This window comes from uncultured Sphingomonas sp. (assembly GCF_913774285.1).
In the GTDB taxonomy this organism is placed as follows: Bacteria; Pseudomonadota; Alphaproteobacteria; order Sphingomonadales; family Sphingomonadaceae; genus Sphingomonas.
Genome location: NZ_CAJYHX010000031.1, coordinates 96821 through 112995 on the forward strand (window position 1 = coordinate 96821; position 16175 = coordinate 112995).

Consider the following 16175-nt stretch of genomic DNA (forward strand, 5'->3'; position numbering starts at 1 on the left):
GGATCGGACGAGGCACGCCGCGCGGGAGTCGCGCAGGTCGGATCGCCCGAAGGGAATGGAATCCAGCGGGCCCTGTACGCCAGCCGGCGCTTCCGCTCAACCTTAGTCCTGCGGGAAGACCTGCCGCTTGCCGCCCAGCTTGTGCACCACGCCGGCGCGCACCACCGTGTCGACATGCTCCAGCACCGTCACGTCCTGCAGCGGATCGCCGGCCACCGCGATCAGGTCCGCCGCCTTGCCCGGTTCCAGCGAGCCGAGCTGGTCCTTGCGGCCGAGCGCATCGGCGGCATCCAGCGTCGCCGCGCGAATCGCGCCCGCCGGGGTGAGGCCGGCGCGGACGAGCAGCGCGAATTCCTTGGCATTCTCGCCGTGGCGCGACACGCCGGTATCGGTGCCGAAGGCAACCTTCACCCCCGCCTTGATCGCCTTGGCGTGGCTTGCCGCTGCAGCAGCGGCCGCCGCTTCGGCCTTGGGGATCGTCGCAGGCGGGAGCTTACCGGCGCGGGCATTGGCGAGCGCGGTGACCGGGGCGATCATCGTCGGCACCAGCCAGGTGCCGTGCGCCTTCATCGCGGCGATGGTGGCGTCGTCCAGAAAGCTGCCATGCTCGATCGAATCGGCCCCCGCCTCCACCGCCCCGCGCACGCCCTCCGCCGCATGGGCGTGGACCGCGACGCGGCGACCGAAGGCATGCGCCGTCTCGACGATCGCCTTCATCTCCTCGTCGGACATCTGCTTGCCCAGGCCGCCCGCGACGTTGGAGAGCACGCCGCCGGTCGCGGCGAACTTGATCACCTGCGCGCCGAGCCCGATCTGCTGGCGGACCGCGCGGCGGCAATCGTCGGCGCCGTCGCAGGTGTTGATCTGGCGGTGCGCCACTGCCTCGGCGAATTCCTCCGCGAGCCCGTTGGTGCCGTCGCCATGCCCGCCCGAGACCGAGATCATCCGCCCGGCATTGACGATTCGCGGCCCCGCGATCGCGCCGCGCTCCACCGCATCGCGCAGCGCCCGGATCGCACGCGGGTTGCTGCCCAGATCGCGGACGGTGGTGAAACCCGCTTCCAGGTCGCGCCGAGCATCCTCGATGCCGATGACGAATTCGTCCGCCTCGTCCTCGGTGAGCGCGTTCATCCGCTCCTTCACCGGGTCGCCCTCGGAGAAGAGGTGGACGTGCAGGTCGATCAGCCCTGGCAGCACGAACTTGTCGCGCAGGTCGACCAGGGTCGCCCCTGCCTCGGGCACGACGAAGCCGTCGCGCACCTCGGCGACCTTGCCGTCGCGCAGGATCAGGGTGCTATTGCCGCGCGGCGCCTGGCCGGGCTTGTCCAGCAACCGCCCGGCCTGGACATAGGTGACCCTGGAGGAAGACTGGGCAAGGGCGGGAACGGCCACGGAACAGGCCAGCGTGGCCAGCAACAACGTCTTCATTCCCGTCTCCCCCTGTCGCGCCCCCGATTCAGGCCCGCCTCAGGCGTGGGGGTCGGTCATGCTGGGAGGATCACTGGCCGGGAAGCTCTCGTCAAGCGCCTCGTCGAGCTCCGCGTCGCGGCCCTCGTTCTTCTTCAGGCTCTCTTCCATCCGCGCCAATTGCTCAGGGCTCGCCTCGCTCTGGTACTTCGCCTTCCACTCGGATTGCTCCATCCCATAGACGATTCGGCGGGCATCGGCCTTGGCGATGCTGGGGTCGGCTTCGTGGATCCAGTCGCCCAGGCAGTTCCGGCAGAAGCCCGAAAGCCCCATCAGATCAATGTTCTGGGCATCGTGCCGGTGGCGCAGATGGCGCACCAGCCGGCGGAACGCTTTGGCCGCTGTTGCGTCGTCCAGGCGATCAAGTTCATCCATTCGGCACCTCCGGAGTTGATGTTAACGCATTTGGGGCTAGAGGCGGGCACGCACAAGCCGAGGAAGACAACGATGACACAGGCGATCTCCCCCCGCTCGCGCAAGGTGCGCGTCCTGGCAACTTTGGGACCCGCCAGCGCGTCCCCCGAAATGATCGAGAAGCTGTTCCGCGCCGGCGCCGATGCGTTCCGCATCAATATGAGCCATGGCGACCAGGCCTCGAAGATCCCGCTGTTCGAGGCGATCCGCGCGATGGAGGCGACCACGGGTCGCCCGACCACGATCCTGGCCGACCTTCAGGGGCCGAAGCTGCGCGTCGGCAAGTTCGCCGAGGGCAAGGTGATGCTGGTCACCGGCCACCAGTTCACGCTCGACCGTGATCCCACGCCCGGCGACGCCACCCGCGTCGAGCTGCCGCACCGCGAGATCTTCGAAGCCGCGCATGCCGATGCGCGGCTGCTGCTCGACGACGGCAAGCTGGTGTTGCGCGTGACCGACGTGGCGCCGGACCGGCTGACCACGATCGTCGAAGTCGGCGGCCCCTTGTCGAACAACAAGGGCCTCAACGTGCCCGACATGGTGCTGCCGCTCGCCGCGCTCACCGAGAAGGACCGCAGCGACCTCAGCTTCGCGGTGGAGCAGGGTGCCGACTGGATCGCGCTCAGCTTCGTCCAGCGTCCGGAGGATCTGATGGAAGCCCGCCGCCTGATCGGCGGCAAGGCGGCCCTGCTCGCCAAGATCGAGAAGCCGAGCGCCATTGCCCGCCTCGAGGAAATCCTCGAGCAGTGCGACGGCGTGATGGTGGCCCGCGGCGATCTCGGAGTCGAGCTGCCGCCGCAGACCGTGCCACCGCTGCAGAAGCGCATTGTCGAATCGGCGCGCCGCCTGGGCCGCCCGGTGATCGTCGCGACGCAGATGCTTGAATCGATGATCGAGAGCCCCTCGCCCACGCGCGCCGAAGTCTCGGACGTGGCGACCGCGGTCTATGACGGCGCCGACGCGATCATGCTCTCGGCCGAAAGCGCTGCGGGCAAGTGGCCGATCGAATCGGTGTCGATGATGAACTCGATCGCCGATGCGGTGGAGCGCGATCCCGCGCATGGCGACCGCGTCCACTTCACCGTCACCAAGCCCGATCCGACGACCGCCGACGCACTGGCCGAAGCGGCGAAGAACATCGCGGCGACGGTGTCGGCCTCGGCGATCATCTGCTTCACCAGCTCGGGCTCGACCGCACGCCGCATCGCCCGCGAGCGGCCGCTGGTGCCGATCCTGGTGCTGACCCCCGAGCGCGAAACCGCGCGCCGCCTGGGCCTGCTCTGGGGCACCCATGCGGTGAACACCCGCGACGTCGATTCGTTCGAGGAAATGGTCGCCAAGGCCAAGCGCATGGCGCTGCGCCACGGCCTCGCCAAGGCCGGCGACCGGGTGATCGTCTGCGCCGGCGTGCCGTTCAAGACGCCGGGTTCGACCAACGTGCTCCACGTGGTGACGCTGCTCGGCGACGAGCTGACCAGCTACACGGGTCCGGAAGGGAACTGAGCCCTGCAATCTTCCCCCTCCAGGGGGAGGTGGCGCGCGCCGCGCGACAGAAGGGGAGGTCCGCGACCAACTAGCGGTTCGACATCCTCCCCCTCCGTCAGGCTCCGCCTGACACCTCCCCCTGGCGGGGGAGGATTGGGGGACTACCCCCGCCCCATCCGTATCGCCGCACCGGCGACGAAGGGGCATCCTGCCACCAAGAGCAAGCTTATCGCCGCGAGCAGCTTGATCGCGCCGGGCTCGCCGCCAGTGGCACCGGCACCGAAGATCAGCAGCGGCACCGCGAAGGGCAGCATCACCAGCCCCGCCAGCGCGCCCGCCCCGCGCAACCCCGCCACCAGGGCCGCCGTCGCCACGCCCAGCGCCGCGAGACCTGGCGTGCCGATCGCCAGCCCAAGCAGGATCGTTCCCAGCGCCGTACCGGGCACGTGCAGCAACGCCGCCGCCACGCAGGTCGCGGCGAGCAGCGCGGGGCCAAAGCCCAGCCAGTGTCCGAGCATCTTCGCCGCCGCGATGCCGCTATCGGAATAGCCCCGCACCACCAGCTGATCGAGCACCCCGCTCTCGGCATCGGGCGTCACCAGCCGCTCGACTGGCAGCAGCGAGGCGAGCAGCGCCGCCGCCCAGATCACCCCGCCGCCGATGCGTGCCAGCAGCCGTCCGTCGGGCCCCACCGCGAAGGGAAACAGAATCGCGACGAGGAGGAAGAAGGCGATCGGCAGCACCAGCCCGCCGCTGCTCCATGCCCGCCGCAGTTCGCGCCACACGAGCGCGATCACAGCGCGATCTCCTGCGCGTCCGGCAGCGCGATCGGCTGGTGCGTCGCGACCAGCACGATGCCGCCGCCTGCGCGATGCGCCGCGATCCGCGCTTCCAGCATCGCGATCGAGGTCAGGTCGAGCCCGTTGGCGGGTTCGTCGAGCAGCCACGTCGGCGCCGCGCTCGCCAGCACCCGCGCGAAGGCCGCGCGCCGCCGCTGGCCGGTCGAGAGCAGCCGCACCGGCACATCGGCGATGTCGGCCAGCCCCACAGCCTTGAGCGCTTCGTCGACCGCGTCCGCTCGACCGTCGAGCCCCGCCCAGAAACCGAGTGCACCGGCCAATGTCCGTTCCGCATCCAGCGCCGCGGTCTCGCTGAGCAGCGCCCGCGCGCCCTCCCCCGTCACCTGCCCACCGAGCGGCGCGAGCAGCCCCGCAGCGATGCGGATCAGGCTCGACTTGCCGACGCCGTTGGGCCCGAGCACCAGCCCGGCCTCGCCGGGCGCGAGCGCGAAGGACAGCTCCTCGAACAGGATCCGCCCCCCGCGCAGGCAGGTCACGGCGTCAAAGGCAAGGCCGGGGGTCAATCGGCGGCGTCTTCCAGCGCGTGCATGTCGTCGTCGGACAGGCCGAAATGGTGGCCGACCTCGTGGACCACGACATGGTGGACCAGCCGTTCGAGCGATTCTCCGCTCTCCACCCATTCGTCGAGGATGGCGCGGCGATAGAGATGGATGCGATCGGGCAGACCGCCCGAATCGAATGCCGATTTCTCGCCGATCGGCTGACCATGGTAGAGGCCGCTCAAGCCGAACGGATCGTCGATGCCGAGCGCGTCAAGCGTCTCGTCGTCAGCGAACTCTTCGACCAGCAGCACCACGTCGGCGAGGTGCGGCTGGAAGGGCGCGGGGATGCGCGCCAGCGCGGCGCGGGCGAGGCGCTCGATCAGGGCGGCATCGGGGGCGAAGGTTGGCGCTTGCTCCGGCATGGCCGAATGCATAGGCGGTTGAGCAGATACCGAGCAAGGAGGGGATATATGGTAGCGCGTTTGACCGACGGCCTGCGCGAGGAGTCGCTCGCGGCCCTGCCCGCCTGGAACTATGAGCCGGGTCGCGACGCCATCACCCGCCGCTTCCTGTTCGCCGATTTCACCGAGGCGTTCGGCTTCATGACCCGCGTCGCGCTGATCGCCGAGAAGGCGGACCATCATCCCGAATGGTCGAACGTGTGGAACCGGGTCGACATCCTGCTGACCACGCATGACGCGGGCGGGCTGTCGACGCGCGACCTGCAGCTGGCGGCTGCGATCGACGCGCTGGTGAAGGGGTAAACGGACGAGACGCTAGCGGCTCTTTCGCCCCCCTTCCGCTTGCGGGAGGGGACGGGGGAGGGTGCGTGAGGGAGGCGAGGGCTGACATCTCGAAGATGTACTGCTTGACCGCCCCCCGCAGCGTCTCGCCCGCTTCCCTTACACACCCTCCCCTAACCCCTCCCGCAAGCGGAAGGGGGAATTAAATTACTCACTCCCCATCCGGCCGTTCGTAGAGATCCCAGCGATGCTCGCCGGTCACCGTATCGGCATAGGGCCGCCCGGCGGCGTCCTTGCTCGGCACATAGCGAAAGCGTTTCTGGATCAGCTTGCAGGTGGTCTCGTCGAGGTCGCGATTGCCGCTGCTCCGCGTGACGGTGCAGCTCGACACCCGCCCGTTCACGCCCACCACGAAGCGCAGCCCCACCGTGCCGCTCGCCCCGGCATCGAGCGCGGCGCGCGGATAATCGGCGTCGGAGATCCCGCCGCCGATCCAGCGCAGCGGCACCCCGCCCCCGCCGCCCGGCCCGTTGCCGCGGCCGCCGCTGCCGGTCCCTTCGCCCTCGCCGCCCGCACCGGTACCCGGTCCCGCGACCGGCGCGGCGCCGGAGGACGAATCGCTGGCCGTCGCTGGCGTAGGGGTCGTTATCATGGGGGGTGGCTGCAAGACGATCGGCGGAGGCGGCGCGACGACCTCGGTCGCCCGGGAAACGCGGTTGGGCGGCGCCGACGCGCCTTCGGCCTTGGGCGCCGCGCGCCGCTTGGCGGGTTCGGGCGCGGGCGGCGGCGGGGGTGGCGGCACGTCGAAGCTGATCAGATTCGCGCCCGGATCGGTGCGGACCACCGTCTGCGCCCGCAACCCTGCGAACAGAAGCGCCGCCAGCAGCGCCTCCACCGCGACCGCGGCGGCAGCCCCCCGTGCACGAGAGCCTCCGGAAATCACCGGAGTCGTCCCGATCGTTGCGGGTTCATGCAACCGAAATGTGGCATGGCACATTGATACGCTTCGAACACGAACCGAAAGATGGGGTCCGAATATGCGTAAGACAATCGCCGCGCTCGCTGCCTTTGCCCTGGTGATGCCGGTCGCGATGCCGATCAGCGTGGCCAGCGCCCAGTCGCGCTACGAAGGCAAATCCAAGTCCAGCCGCAACTATCGCTACGTCAAGCGCTGCCGCAAGTCGAAGGGCGAAGCGGGCCTGATCGCAGGCGGTGTCGCGGGTGCGCTCGCCGGTCCGTCGGTGGTCGGCGGCGGCCTGCTCGGCGCCGCGGCCGGCGGTGTTGCCGGTGCGCTGGGCGGCCGCGCGATCGACCGCACGATCACCGCGAAGAACCGCTGCGGCTACGTGCGCGTCCGCCGCTGAGCGATCGAAGGGGCGGGCCCGGTCCCGCCCCTTTCCAAACTGCCCTGCATCGGCCAGAAACCGGCCCTATGTCGCGGCGCCGAGCGCCCGCCCCCAAGATGCAGGAAGTACGCGTATGTCCAGCTATGCCGATCGTCTGAACGCCCTTCGTGCGCAACTCGCGCAGGACGCACTCGACGGTTTCGTCGTGCCGCTCACCGACGAGCACATGTCCGAATATGTCGGCGCCTATGCCCAGCGGCTGGCCTGGCTCACCGGCTTTCAGGGTTCGGCTGGCGCCGCCGTGGTGCTGGGCAGCGAGGCCGCGATCTTCACCGATGGGCGCTATACCCTCCAAGTCCGCCAGCAGGTCTCGGCCGACCACTGGGAATATGTCGGCGTGCCCGCGACCAGCATCGCCGACTGGCTGGGTGCGCATGCCCCGAACGGCGGTCGCATCGGCTATGATCCCTGGCTGCACACCCGCGCCTGGGTGGAGGAAGCCCGCAAGGCGCTGGCCGAGAAGGGCGCGACGCTAGTCCCCGTCACCCGCAACCCGATCGATGCCGTCTGGGCCGACCAGCCCAGTCCCTCCGACGCGCCGCTGGCGGTGCTCGACGAGGCGCTGGCCGGCAAGTCCTCCGCCGCCAAGCGCGCCGAGATTGCCGACTGGCTCCAGGCGCGGAACGCCGATGCGGTGGTGATCGCTGCACTCGATTCGATCGCCTGGACGTTCAACGTGCGCGGCGACGACGTGACCCACACGCCGGTCGCGCTCGCCTATACGGTGATCCATGCCGACGGCACCGCTGACCTGTTCGTCGCACCCGAGAAGGTGACCGATGCGGTGCGCCAGCATCTCGGCAACGCCGTGCGCATCCAGGATCGCGCTGCGTTCGCACCTGCGCTGGGCGGCTTCGCGGGCAAGCGCGTCGTGGCGGACCCGGGCACCGCGGTGTCGGCGATCTTCGACGGACTGGAAGCGGGCGGCGCCACGGTGCTCGCGCTGCGCGATCCGGTGATCCTCGCCAAGGCGATCAAGAACCCCGCCGAGGTTGCCGGGCACAAGGCCGCGCAGGCCCGCGACGGCGCCGCGCTCAGCCGCTTCCTCAAATGGTTCGAGGAAACCGCACCGCAGGGCGGGCTCACCGAGATGTCGGCGGCGGACAAGCTGCGCGCCTTCCGCGAGGCGACGGGTCGGTTCAAGGACCTGTCCTTCGACACCATCTCGGCGACCGGCCCGAACGGCGCGATCCCGCACTATAAGGTCACCGACGAATCGAGCCTGCCGATCGAGCGCGGCCAGCTGTTCCTTATCGATTCGGGCGGGCAATATGGCGACGGCACCACCGACGTCACCCGCGTGATGCCGGTCGGCGACGCCAGCCACGAGATGAAGGACCGCTTCACGCGCGTGCTCAAGGGCCATATCGCGATCGCTACCGCCATCTTCCCCGACGGCACCACCGGCGCGCAGATCGACGGCTTCGCGCGGCGGCCGCTGTGGGAAGCGGGGCTCGATTTCGCCCATGGCACCGGTCACGGCGTCGGCGCCTATCTCTCGGTGCACGAAGGCCCGCAGCGGATCGCTCCGCCCTCCTATCCCGGCGGGCAGGCGCTGGAGCCGCTGCGTGCGGGCATGTTCCTCTCGAACGAGCCCGGCTATTACAAGGCGGGCGAATACGGCATCCGGATCGAGAATCTGGTTCACGTCGTCGAGCGGACGATCCCCGGCGGCGACAAGCCGATGCTGGCGTTCGAGACGCTCACCTTCGCGCCGATCGAGCGCAGCCTGATCCTGCCCGAACTGCTGTCGTCGGAAGAGCGCGCCTGGCTAGATGCGTATCATGCCGAGGTGCTGGCGATTGTCGGCCCGCAGCTGGAGGGCGCGGAACGGACCTGGCTAGAAGCGAAGTGCGCGCCGATCGCGTGAACTGAAGATCCTCCCCGGCACGGGGAGGGGGACCAAGACGCGCAGCGGCTTGGTGGAGGGGGAGCACAGCGGGCCAGTCCCTTGTGGAGATCCCCCTCCACCACCGCCTACGGCGGCGGTCCCCCTCCCCGTTCCGGGGAGGATCGTCTCAGTCCGCCGATTCGGGGGGCGCTTCCGTCCCCTGCCCGGCTCCTTCCGCCTTCACTCCGCGCGCCTGCGCCTTCCGCCGCCGCAGGTTTTCGCGCAGTTTTTCGGCCAGTCGGGCCTGCTTATCCACATCCTTCATGCGAAAAGCGATAAACCGGCATGATGCGGGTTGACAATCACGGGTCCCCAAGCAAATAGGCCCCTCCCGCACGGCGCTGGTCGCCGCGGTTGGAAAACAGTGCTGCCGTAGCTCAGTGGTAGAGCGCATCCTTGGTAAGGCTGAGGTCGCGAGTTCAATCCTCGCCGGCAGCACCATTTTCCCCTTCATGACAGAAGAGTTTGCCCGCAAGGGCCTCGCCGCTGGCGCGGCTTTGCCGATATGTCTCCAAACAACGTCATCCCGGCGGAAGCCGGGATCCATTCGCCTGTAGGTTTCAGCTAGAGCCGAAGCGTCGGCCCCAATGGATGCCGACTGGTGGAGGGAGCGGCCACACCGACCGCCCCGGCACCCCTCACCCCCGCCGCAGCCCGTCGATCCGCACCACCGGCACCGTCCCGAGCCCCTTGGGCAGCGTCACCGTCAGCCCCGCCTGCGATTGCCGGAATGGGACGTCGCCGCCGCCCAGCAGCCGCGCCCGCGCCACCCGCCCCGCCTTCAGCCCTAGCGCCTCCACCGTCACCGGTCCGCTCGGCGCCTTGAGGAAGAACAGGTACAGCGTGTCGCCCTTGGTGGTGAAGCGCACGTCCCGCTCGGTGAAGCCCTTGAAGCCGTTCTCGTTCTGCATGCCCGCGGCGAGCTGGGTTGGCCCCTCGCCATAGACGCGCCACGGCCGGGTGCCGAACACCGCCTCGCTGTTCACCGCCATCCAGGCGCCGAGATCATCGAGGATGCGCTCTTCCTCCGAGTCGATCGATCCGTCGCCGCGCTGCGGCACCGAGAGCAGCAGGTTGCCGTTCTTCGAGATCACGTCGGCCAGGCGCTGGAGCACGTCGTTCGCCGACTTGTAGCGCTTCTCGGTGTAGAGGCTTCGCTTGTAGAACCAGTCGCCCAGGCAGGTGTCGGTCTGCCAGGGCTCGTCCCACAGCCGGTCGGCGAAGCCGCGCTCGACATCCTGCACCAGCCCGAAGCGTGCATAGGGCTTCAACTGCTTGGCGTTGAGCACCACGTCGATCTTGCCGCGCTTCGCGATCGAGCGGTTATAGTAATCGGCCGCCGCGGCCAGCCCCACGGGTCCGAAGGGCAGCTCGTAATCGTCGAAATAGCAGAGGTCGGGCTGGTATTTGGTGACCAGGTCGACCTGCCGCTGCAGCCAGCGCGTCGCATAGGCAGCGTCGCCGGCGGGGCCGTGCTCGACCCACTGGCCGTCATGATCCTCGTGCCACTTGCCCATTGCCTGCATCGTGTCGATGCCGTCGGGCGCGACGATGTGCTTGCCGGTGTAGAGCAGCTGCGGATCGAGCCCCTCCCACCATTTGCCCGCGCCGTCCGCCTTGGTCAGGCGGAAGGCGTCGTAGCGCTCGCCCTTGCGCGCGCCTTCGGGATCATAGCCATAGGCGGGCTGGTACCAGTGCCAGGCATGCGCGGCATGGTTGGAGACGCCGAAGCGAAGCCCATGCGCGCGCGCCACCTTTTCCCAGGTGCCGACCACGTCGCGCTTTGGGCCCACGCGCAGGCTGTTCCAGGGATGGTAGGCGCTGTCATAGCAGTCGAGATTGTCGTGGTGGCAGGCCAGCGACACGAAATATTTGGCACCGGCCTTCACATAGCGCCGCATCAGCGCCTCCGGGTCCCAGCGCTCGGCGGTCCAGCGATTCTGGACCTCCATGAAGCCGACATCGGCAGGGTGGCCATAGGTCTTGCGGTGGAAGTCCGAGGCGGGGTGGCCCTGCATGTACATGAAGCGGCCATACCAGTCGCCCTGCTCGGGCACGGACTGCGGGCCCCAGTGCGACCAGATCCCGAACTTCGCGTCGCGAAACCAGTCCGGATAGCGGTAGTTCGCGACCAGCGACGGCCAGCTTGCCTGCACCGGCCCCTGTGCCGTCACCTGCGCCCGCGCCACCGCAGGGAGCGCCGCCAGCCCCGCCAGCACGCCACGCCGCCGCCACCCTGATCCGATCATTATTACCTCCGCTGCACCATCACGATACCAGCTTGATACCGCACTGCGACGGGAACGCCATCGCCCCATCGATCGGCGCCGGTTGCGCCGTGCCGGTGATTCTGCAACCACGCCGCGGTACCGCTACCAGAATCGGCAGCAAGGCACCGCGAAGCCTGGACGTTCGCCCTGGCACGGCCGCGCCGCAGAGAGAGGAATGCCCATGTTCGAAGACTTGACGCGCCGAACGATGCTCACCGGCATGGCCGCCACCGCCACGCTGGCTGCGCTGCCCGCCCATGCTGCGGGTGAAGACGAGGTGCTGCCGCTCTGGCCGGGCTCGCCGCCGGGATCGCCCGCCACCCCGCCGACGCCGAAATACGAGCAGCGCTCGAAGGACCCGAATTTCAACGATCGCTGGCTGACCGGCGTCGATCGCCCGTCGCTCACCGTGCGCCGTCCCGCCACGCCCAACGGCGCCGCGGTGATGCTGATGCCGGGCGGCGGCTATGGCTTCCTCGCGATCGACAATGAGGGCGAGGAACAGGCGCGCTGGCTCAATGCGCTGGGCATCACCGCCTTCATCCTGCGCTACCGCATCCCCACCGAGGGCTGGGCCAACCGTTCCACCGTGCCCCTCGCCGACGCGCAGCGCGGGCTGCGGCTGATCCGCGCCTCGGCCAAGCGCTACGGCATTGACCCCGCGAGGATCGCGACGATCGGCTTCTCGGCCGGCGGCCACCTCGCCGGCAGCCTGGCGACCCGCCATGCCGAGCGCGTCTACACCCCCGTCGACGCCGCCGACCAGCTTTCCGCCCGCCCCGATCTCGCCGGGCTGATCTACCCGGTGGTGAGCATGGCCGCGCCGTTCACCCATATCGGCTCGCGCGATCAGCTGTTCGGCACCGGCGCCGATCCCAAGGCGCTCGACGCCGCGTCGGTGGAGAAGCGCGTCACTGCCGAGACGCCGCCGATCTTCCTCACCCATGCCAGTGACGACGGGCTGGTGCCGATCGAGAACAGCATCGCGCTCTACCAGGCGCTGCTCGCCGCCAAGCGCCCGGGCGAGTTGCATGCGTTCGACCAGGGCGGCCACGGTTTCGGCGTGCGCCTGCCCAAGACGGTGCCCGCCTCGGCCTGGCCGACCCTGTTCGCAGCCTATGCGCGGCGGCTGGGGCTGCTCGCCGGCTGAACGCAACGATCGGCGTCCCGAAGCGTCTTTTCCTTGAATAATCAATGAGGAGGCGCCGCATGGACCCGAGAACCGAACCCGTCGAGAAGCGCGCCCGCAAGGGGCTCGGCGCCGTCGCGCTGATCGTACTGGCGATCATCGCGACGGTGTTTGTCGGCTACAACATCTACTACGCCGTCACGCCGGGCTGAGCCTAGTCGGCGCCCAGCCGGGCGCGGCGGCGGCGGACCGGGCTGGCGATCGACAGGCTGGGCACCACCGGCGACTCCACCCGATCGAACCAGCCGAGCGCCGAGGAGATCGCCGTCGCCGTGCTCCGCAGGACCGCCAGTGCCTCTTCCTGCGAGACGTGCGGCGCGTCGTCGATCGCCGCCAGGAACGGAATGGTCAGCGCCGCGACGACATGGCCGTCGAAACCGAAGATCGGGCAGCTCATGTCCGATACGCCCGCCATCCGCGCGCTGGGGATCGATTCATACCCCTTGGCGCGCACCTCGCCCAACCGATCCAGCAACTCCCTGGGAAGCCCCTTCGGGTACAGCGCTGCGCGCCGCTCCTCGTCCATCGCCGAAAGCAGCACATGGCCCGAACAGCTGGTCAGCAGGTCGATCTCGGTGCCCAGCCGCACCGCGAATCCGGTCTGGCCCGGGCTCTCCTGCCGCGCGACGATCAACCCGCGCGTGCCGTTGACCACCACCAGGTGGCAGGATTGCACCGTCGCCGCCGCCAGGCTGTGCATCAGCGGCGTCGCGACGTGGGTGAGCTCCTGCGCCGGCGTGGCGCGGTGAGCGATTTCCAGCACGCGGTAGGTCACCCGGTAGCGATCGCTGGCGCCGTCCTTGTGCAGCCACCCCCGCCGATCGAGCACGACGATGATGCGGAACAGCTCGCTGATCGATCGCCCCAGCCGCTGCGCGATCTCGCTGATCGTCAGCCCCTGCGGCTCGGTGCCGAGCAGTTCGATGACGTCGATCGCCTTTTCCAGCGCAGGCGCGGCATAGGCGGGCGATTTGTCGGCCGACGCGGTGGGTGCATTCTCGCTCATGCCAGCTAGGCTAGCCAATGCGACGAGCGGTGTCATGCCACTTGCGAACAATCGCGGCTTGCGCCTAAGAATGTGAAAGTCATTTTGACCTATGAAAACGTTCTGAAGGAGTTGGGGAGGCGATGCGTTTCGGCAACAAGACCGCGCTGGTAACCGCGGCAGGGCACGGCATCGGCCGCGCGACCGCGCTGCGACTGCGCGACGAGGGCGCCAGGGTGTTCGCGCTCGACCGCGACGCTGCCGCGCTCGCGACGCTCGACGGCGTGGAGCCGGTGGTGCTCGATCTGCTCGATGCCGACGCCATCGCCGCACTCCCCGAGACGATCGGCCAGGTCGACGTGCTCGCCAACATCGCCGGTTTCGTGGCGGCGGGCTCGATCCTCGACGGGACCGACGCCGACTGGATGCTCTCCTTCGACCTCAACGTCCATGCGATGCACCGCATGATCCGCGCCTTCCTGCCGGGCATGCTGGCGCAAGGCGGCGGCGCGATCGTCAACATGTCGTCGATTGCGTCGAGCGTGAAGGGCATCCCCAACCGCCATGCCTATGGTGCCTCGAAGGCAGCCGTAATCGGCCTGACCAAATCGGTGGCGGCGGACTTCGTCGCCAAGGGCATCCGCTGCAACGCGGTGTGCCCGGGCACGGTCGACACGCCCAGCCTCCGCCAGCGCGTCGCCGAACAGGCCGCGCAGCAGGGCATCGCGGTCGAGGAAGCACATGCCGCCTTCGTCGCGCGCCAGCCCATGGGTCGGCTCGGCCTGGAAGACGAGATCGCCGCGCTGATCTGTTACCTCGCCAGCGACGAGGCCAGCTTCACCACCGGCGCGGTGCATGTGATCGACGGCGGGTGGGTGAACTGATGGACATGGCGACTTCCACCCAGGCGACGCTCGGCGCCCGCATCACCGGCCTGCGCACGATCGACCTGCGCTTCCCGACCAGCGCCTCGCTCGACGGCTCCGACGCGATGAACCCGGACCCCGATTATTCGGCGGCCTATGTCATCCTGGAAACCGACGTGCCGGGCCTCGAAGGCCATGGCCTCACCTTCACCATCGGCCGCGGCAACGACATCTGCGTCGCCGCGATCGAGGCGATGCGCCACCTGGTGATCGGCCTCGACCTCGCCTGGATCGCCGAGGAGCCCGCGCGGATGTGGCGGCACCTGACCGGCGACAGCCAGCTGCGCTGGATCGGCCCGGACAAGGGCGCGATGCACCTCGCCACCGGCGCGGTGGTCAATGCGATCTGGGACCTCTGGGCCAAGGCCGAGGGCAAGCCGGTGTGGAAGCTCGTCGCGGACATGACGCCCGAGCAGCTCGTCCGCGCGATCGACTTCCGCTACCTCACCGATGCGATCACGCCCGAACAGGCGCTCGCCCTGCTCGCCGAGCGCGCCGCCGGCAAGGCCGAGCGCGTCGCCACGCTCGAGGCAAACGGCTATCCCTGCTACACCACGTCGGCCGGTTGGTTGGGCTATCCCGACGAGAAATTGCGCCGCCTCGCGCAGGAAGCGGTCGATGCCGGCTTCCACCATATCAAGCTCAAGGTCGGCCGCGACCTGGAGGACGATATCCGCCGCGTCCGCATCGCCCGCGAAGTGCTCGGGCCGGATCGCAAGCTGATGATCGACGCCAATCAGGTCTGGGAAGTCGGCCAGGCGATCGAGTGGGTCAACGCTCTCGCCTTCGCCAAGCCCTGGTTCATCGAGGAGCCGACCAGCCCCGACGACGTGCTCGGCCACAAGGCGATCCGCGACGGCATCGGCCAGGTACAGGTCGCGACCGGCGAGATGTGCCAGAACCGCATCCTGTTCAAGCAGTTCATGGCGGTGGGCGCGGTGGACGTGATCCAGCTCGACGCCTGCCGGATCGGCGGGGTGAACGAGGCGCTGGCGGTGCTGCTGCTCGCCGCCCGCTACGGCCTGCCGGTATGCCCGCATGCCGGCGGCGTGGGGCTGTGCGAATACGTCCAGCACTTGTCGATGATCGACTATCTGTGCTTTGCCGGCACCATGGACGGCAGGGTCATCGAATATGTGGATCATCTCCATGAACATTTCCTGGAGCCCTGCGTGATCCGCGACGCGGCGTACATGCCGCCGCAGCGCCCCGGCTATTCGATCGAGATGAAGCCCGAGACGCTCGTCCAATATCGGTTCGGCGCATGAACCTGGGGCTCGCCGGCAAGGTCGTTATCGTCACCGGCGGCTCGTCGGGGATCGGTGCCGCGATCGTGGCGGGACTGGCGCGCGAAGGCGCGGTCCCCGCCATCGTCTCGCGCGAACCGCCCCGGCCCGAGCTGGTCGCGCAGCTCGGCGAGGACTGGCTGTTCCACCCCTGCGAGCTCGCCGAGGACGATGCCGTGGTCGCCGCGGTCGACGCGGTGGCGGCGCGCTTCGGGCGGATCGACGGGCTGGTCAACAATGCCGGGCTCAACGACAATCTCGGCTTCGAGGCGACCCCGGCGCAGTTCCGCGCCTCGCTCGACATCAACCTCGTCCACTATTTCGGCATGGCGCGCGCGGCCCTCCCGCACCTCAAGTCGGCGCAGGGCGCGATCGTCAATATCGGCTCGAAGACCTCGATCACCGGGCAGGGCCACACCAGCGCCTATGCCGCCGCCAAGGGCGCGGTGCTGGCGCTGACCCGCGAATGGGCGGTGGCGCTGCGCGGCGACGGCATCCGCGTCAATGCGATCGTGCCCGCCGAGGTCGAGACCCCGGCCTATGCCGAATGGCTGAAGAGCTTCGACGACCCCGCCGCAAGGCGCGCGGAGATCGAGCGCCGCGTGCCCTTCGGCCACCGCTTCACCACGCCCGAAGAGATCGCCGACACCGCGCTGTTCCTGCTTTCCGGGCGGGCCAGCCACACCACCGGCCAGTGGCTGTTCGTCGACGGCGGCTACACGCATCTGGACCGCGCCATCGAATGACCCCAACAGGGGCGTCGCACCAAGG

The 16175-nt window shown here is 69.1% G+C and carries 18 protein-coding genes and 1 tRNA gene; 10 read left to right on the forward strand and 9 right to left on the reverse strand.

Annotated elements, in window-relative coordinates:
- Window positions 1-102: 102 nt before the first annotated feature.
- Window positions 103-1428, reverse strand: coding sequence for an amidohydrolase family protein (locus QZ670_RS17555; RefSeq protein WP_294257768.1), 1326 nt, complete (start codon window positions 1426-1428; stop codon window positions 103-105).
- A 39-nt stretch (window positions 1429-1467) separates the two neighbouring features.
- Window positions 1468-1842 carry a DUF1244 domain-containing protein gene (locus tag QZ670_RS17560; protein ID WP_294257771.1) on the reverse strand — a complete coding sequence of 125 codons (375 nt, stop codon included), beginning with the start codon at window positions 1840-1842 and terminating at the stop codon, window positions 1468-1470.
- A 72-nt stretch (window positions 1843-1914) separates the two neighbouring features.
- Here QZ670_RS17560 and pyk point away from each other — a divergent pair, with 72 nt between their 5' ends.
- A complete protein-coding gene (gene pyk / locus QZ670_RS17565; protein ID WP_294257774.1) occupies window positions 1915-3384 on the forward strand; it encodes a pyruvate kinase in 1470 nt (489 codons plus the stop codon).
- Window positions 3385-3527: 143 nt separating this feature from the next.
- Here the strand turns inward: pyk and QZ670_RS17570 are convergent, their stop codons facing one another.
- From QZ670_RS17570 to QZ670_RS17580, 3 genes are read right to left on the reverse strand one after another with little or no spacing between them, the layout of a single operon-like run.
- The gene (locus QZ670_RS17570; RefSeq protein ID WP_294257777.1) at window positions 3528-4163 is read right to left on the reverse strand and encodes a heme exporter protein CcmB; all 636 of its coding nucleotides are present in this window, start codon (window positions 4161-4163) and stop codon (window positions 3528-3530) included.
- Window positions 4160-4729 carry a heme ABC exporter ATP-binding protein CcmA gene (ccmA, locus tag QZ670_RS17575; protein WP_294257780.1) on the reverse strand — a complete coding sequence of 190 codons (570 nt, stop codon included), beginning with the start codon at window positions 4727-4729 and terminating at the stop codon, window positions 4160-4162. Before ccmA ends, QZ670_RS17570 begins: the two co-directional genes overlap by 4 nt.
- On the reverse strand, window positions 4726-5130 hold the full coding sequence (locus QZ670_RS17580) for a metallopeptidase family protein (protein ID WP_294257783.1): 405 nt from the start codon (window positions 5128-5130) through the stop codon (window positions 4726-4728). Before QZ670_RS17580 ends, ccmA begins: the two co-directional genes overlap by 4 nt.
- Window positions 5131-5178: 48 nt before the next feature.
- On the opposite strand from QZ670_RS17580, the gene QZ670_RS17585 reads away from it, so the two are divergent.
- Window positions 5179-5472 (forward strand): 4a-hydroxytetrahydrobiopterin dehydratase, encoded by a 294-nt coding sequence (locus tag QZ670_RS17585; RefSeq protein WP_093294428.1) that lies wholly within the window; start codon window positions 5179-5181, stop codon window positions 5470-5472.
- 190 nt (window positions 5473-5662) lie between these two features.
- Here QZ670_RS17585 and QZ670_RS17590 read toward each other — a convergent pair whose 3' ends face one another.
- On the reverse strand, window positions 5663-6394 hold the full coding sequence (locus tag QZ670_RS17590; RefSeq protein WP_294257787.1) for an energy transducer TonB: 732 nt from the start codon (window positions 6392-6394) through the stop codon (window positions 5663-5665).
- A 94-nt stretch (window positions 6395-6488) separates the two neighbouring features.
- Here QZ670_RS17590 and QZ670_RS17595 point away from each other — a divergent pair, with 94 nt between their 5' ends.
- Together QZ670_RS17595 and QZ670_RS17600 are read left to right on the forward strand one after the other, a co-directional pair.
- Window positions 6489-6815, forward strand: coding sequence for a hypothetical protein (locus QZ670_RS17595; RefSeq protein ID WP_294257790.1), 327 nt, complete (start codon window positions 6489-6491; stop codon window positions 6813-6815).
- A 115-nt stretch (window positions 6816-6930) separates the two neighbouring features.
- Window positions 6931-8727, forward strand: coding sequence for an aminopeptidase P family protein (locus QZ670_RS17600; RefSeq protein WP_294257793.1), 1797 nt, complete (start codon window positions 6931-6933; stop codon window positions 8725-8727).
- A 148-nt stretch (window positions 8728-8875) separates the two neighbouring features.
- On the opposite strand, the gene QZ670_RS17605 is transcribed toward QZ670_RS17600, so the two are convergent.
- Entirely contained in the window at window positions 8876-9013 is a 138-nt protein-coding gene (locus QZ670_RS17605) for a hypothetical protein (protein ID WP_294257796.1), read from the reverse strand.
- 101 nt (window positions 9014-9114) lie between these two features.
- On the opposite strand from QZ670_RS17605, the gene QZ670_RS17610 reads away from it, so the two are divergent.
- A tRNA-Thr gene (locus QZ670_RS17610) sits at window positions 9115-9189 on the forward strand.
- A gap of 197 nt (window positions 9190-9386) precedes the next feature.
- Here QZ670_RS17610 and QZ670_RS17615 read toward each other — a convergent pair.
- Complete coding sequence (locus QZ670_RS17615) at window positions 9387-10997, reverse strand: alpha-L-fucosidase (RefSeq protein ID WP_294257798.1); 1611 nt, start codon at window positions 10995-10997, stop codon at window positions 9387-9389.
- Between the two features lie 202 nt (window positions 10998-11199).
- Here QZ670_RS17615 and QZ670_RS17620 point away from each other — a divergent pair, with 202 nt between their 5' ends.
- Both QZ670_RS17620 and QZ670_RS17625 read left to right on the forward strand, forming a co-directional pair.
- The gene (locus QZ670_RS17620) at window positions 11200-12168 is read left to right on the forward strand and encodes an alpha/beta hydrolase (protein ID WP_294257801.1); all 969 of its coding nucleotides are present in this window, start codon (window positions 11200-11202) and stop codon (window positions 12166-12168) included.
- 59 nt (window positions 12169-12227) lie between these two features.
- Entirely contained in the window at window positions 12228-12359 is a 132-nt protein-coding gene (locus QZ670_RS17625) for a hypothetical protein (protein WP_294257804.1), read from the forward strand.
- Between the two features lie 2 nt (window positions 12360-12361).
- Here QZ670_RS17625 and QZ670_RS17630 read toward each other — a convergent pair whose 3' ends face one another.
- Entirely contained in the window at window positions 12362-13213 is an 852-nt protein-coding gene (locus tag QZ670_RS17630) for an IclR family transcriptional regulator (protein WP_294257805.1), read from the reverse strand.
- Between the two features lie 122 nt (window positions 13214-13335).
- On the opposite strand from QZ670_RS17630, the gene QZ670_RS17635 reads away from it, so the two are divergent.
- Genes QZ670_RS17635 through QZ670_RS17645 form a run of 3 tightly spaced genes read left to right on the forward strand, consistent with a single transcriptional unit; the run spans window position 13336 to window position 16150 of the window.
- Window positions 13336-14076 carry an SDR family oxidoreductase gene (locus tag QZ670_RS17635; protein WP_294257808.1) on the forward strand — a complete coding sequence of 247 codons (741 nt, stop codon included), beginning with the start codon at window positions 13336-13338 and terminating at the stop codon, window positions 14074-14076.
- Window positions 14064-15386, forward strand: coding sequence for an L-fuconate dehydratase (locus tag QZ670_RS17640; RefSeq protein ID WP_294257810.1), 1323 nt, complete (start codon window positions 14064-14066; stop codon window positions 15384-15386). The genes QZ670_RS17635 and QZ670_RS17640 overlap by 13 nt, the downstream gene beginning before the upstream one ends.
- Window positions 15383-16150: an SDR family oxidoreductase gene (locus QZ670_RS17645; RefSeq protein ID WP_294257812.1), complete on the forward strand. Its 768-nt coding sequence runs from the start codon at window positions 15383-15385 to the stop codon at window positions 16148-16150. The genes QZ670_RS17640 and QZ670_RS17645 overlap by 4 nt, the downstream gene beginning before the upstream one ends.
- Window positions 16151-16175 lie beyond the last annotated feature (25 nt).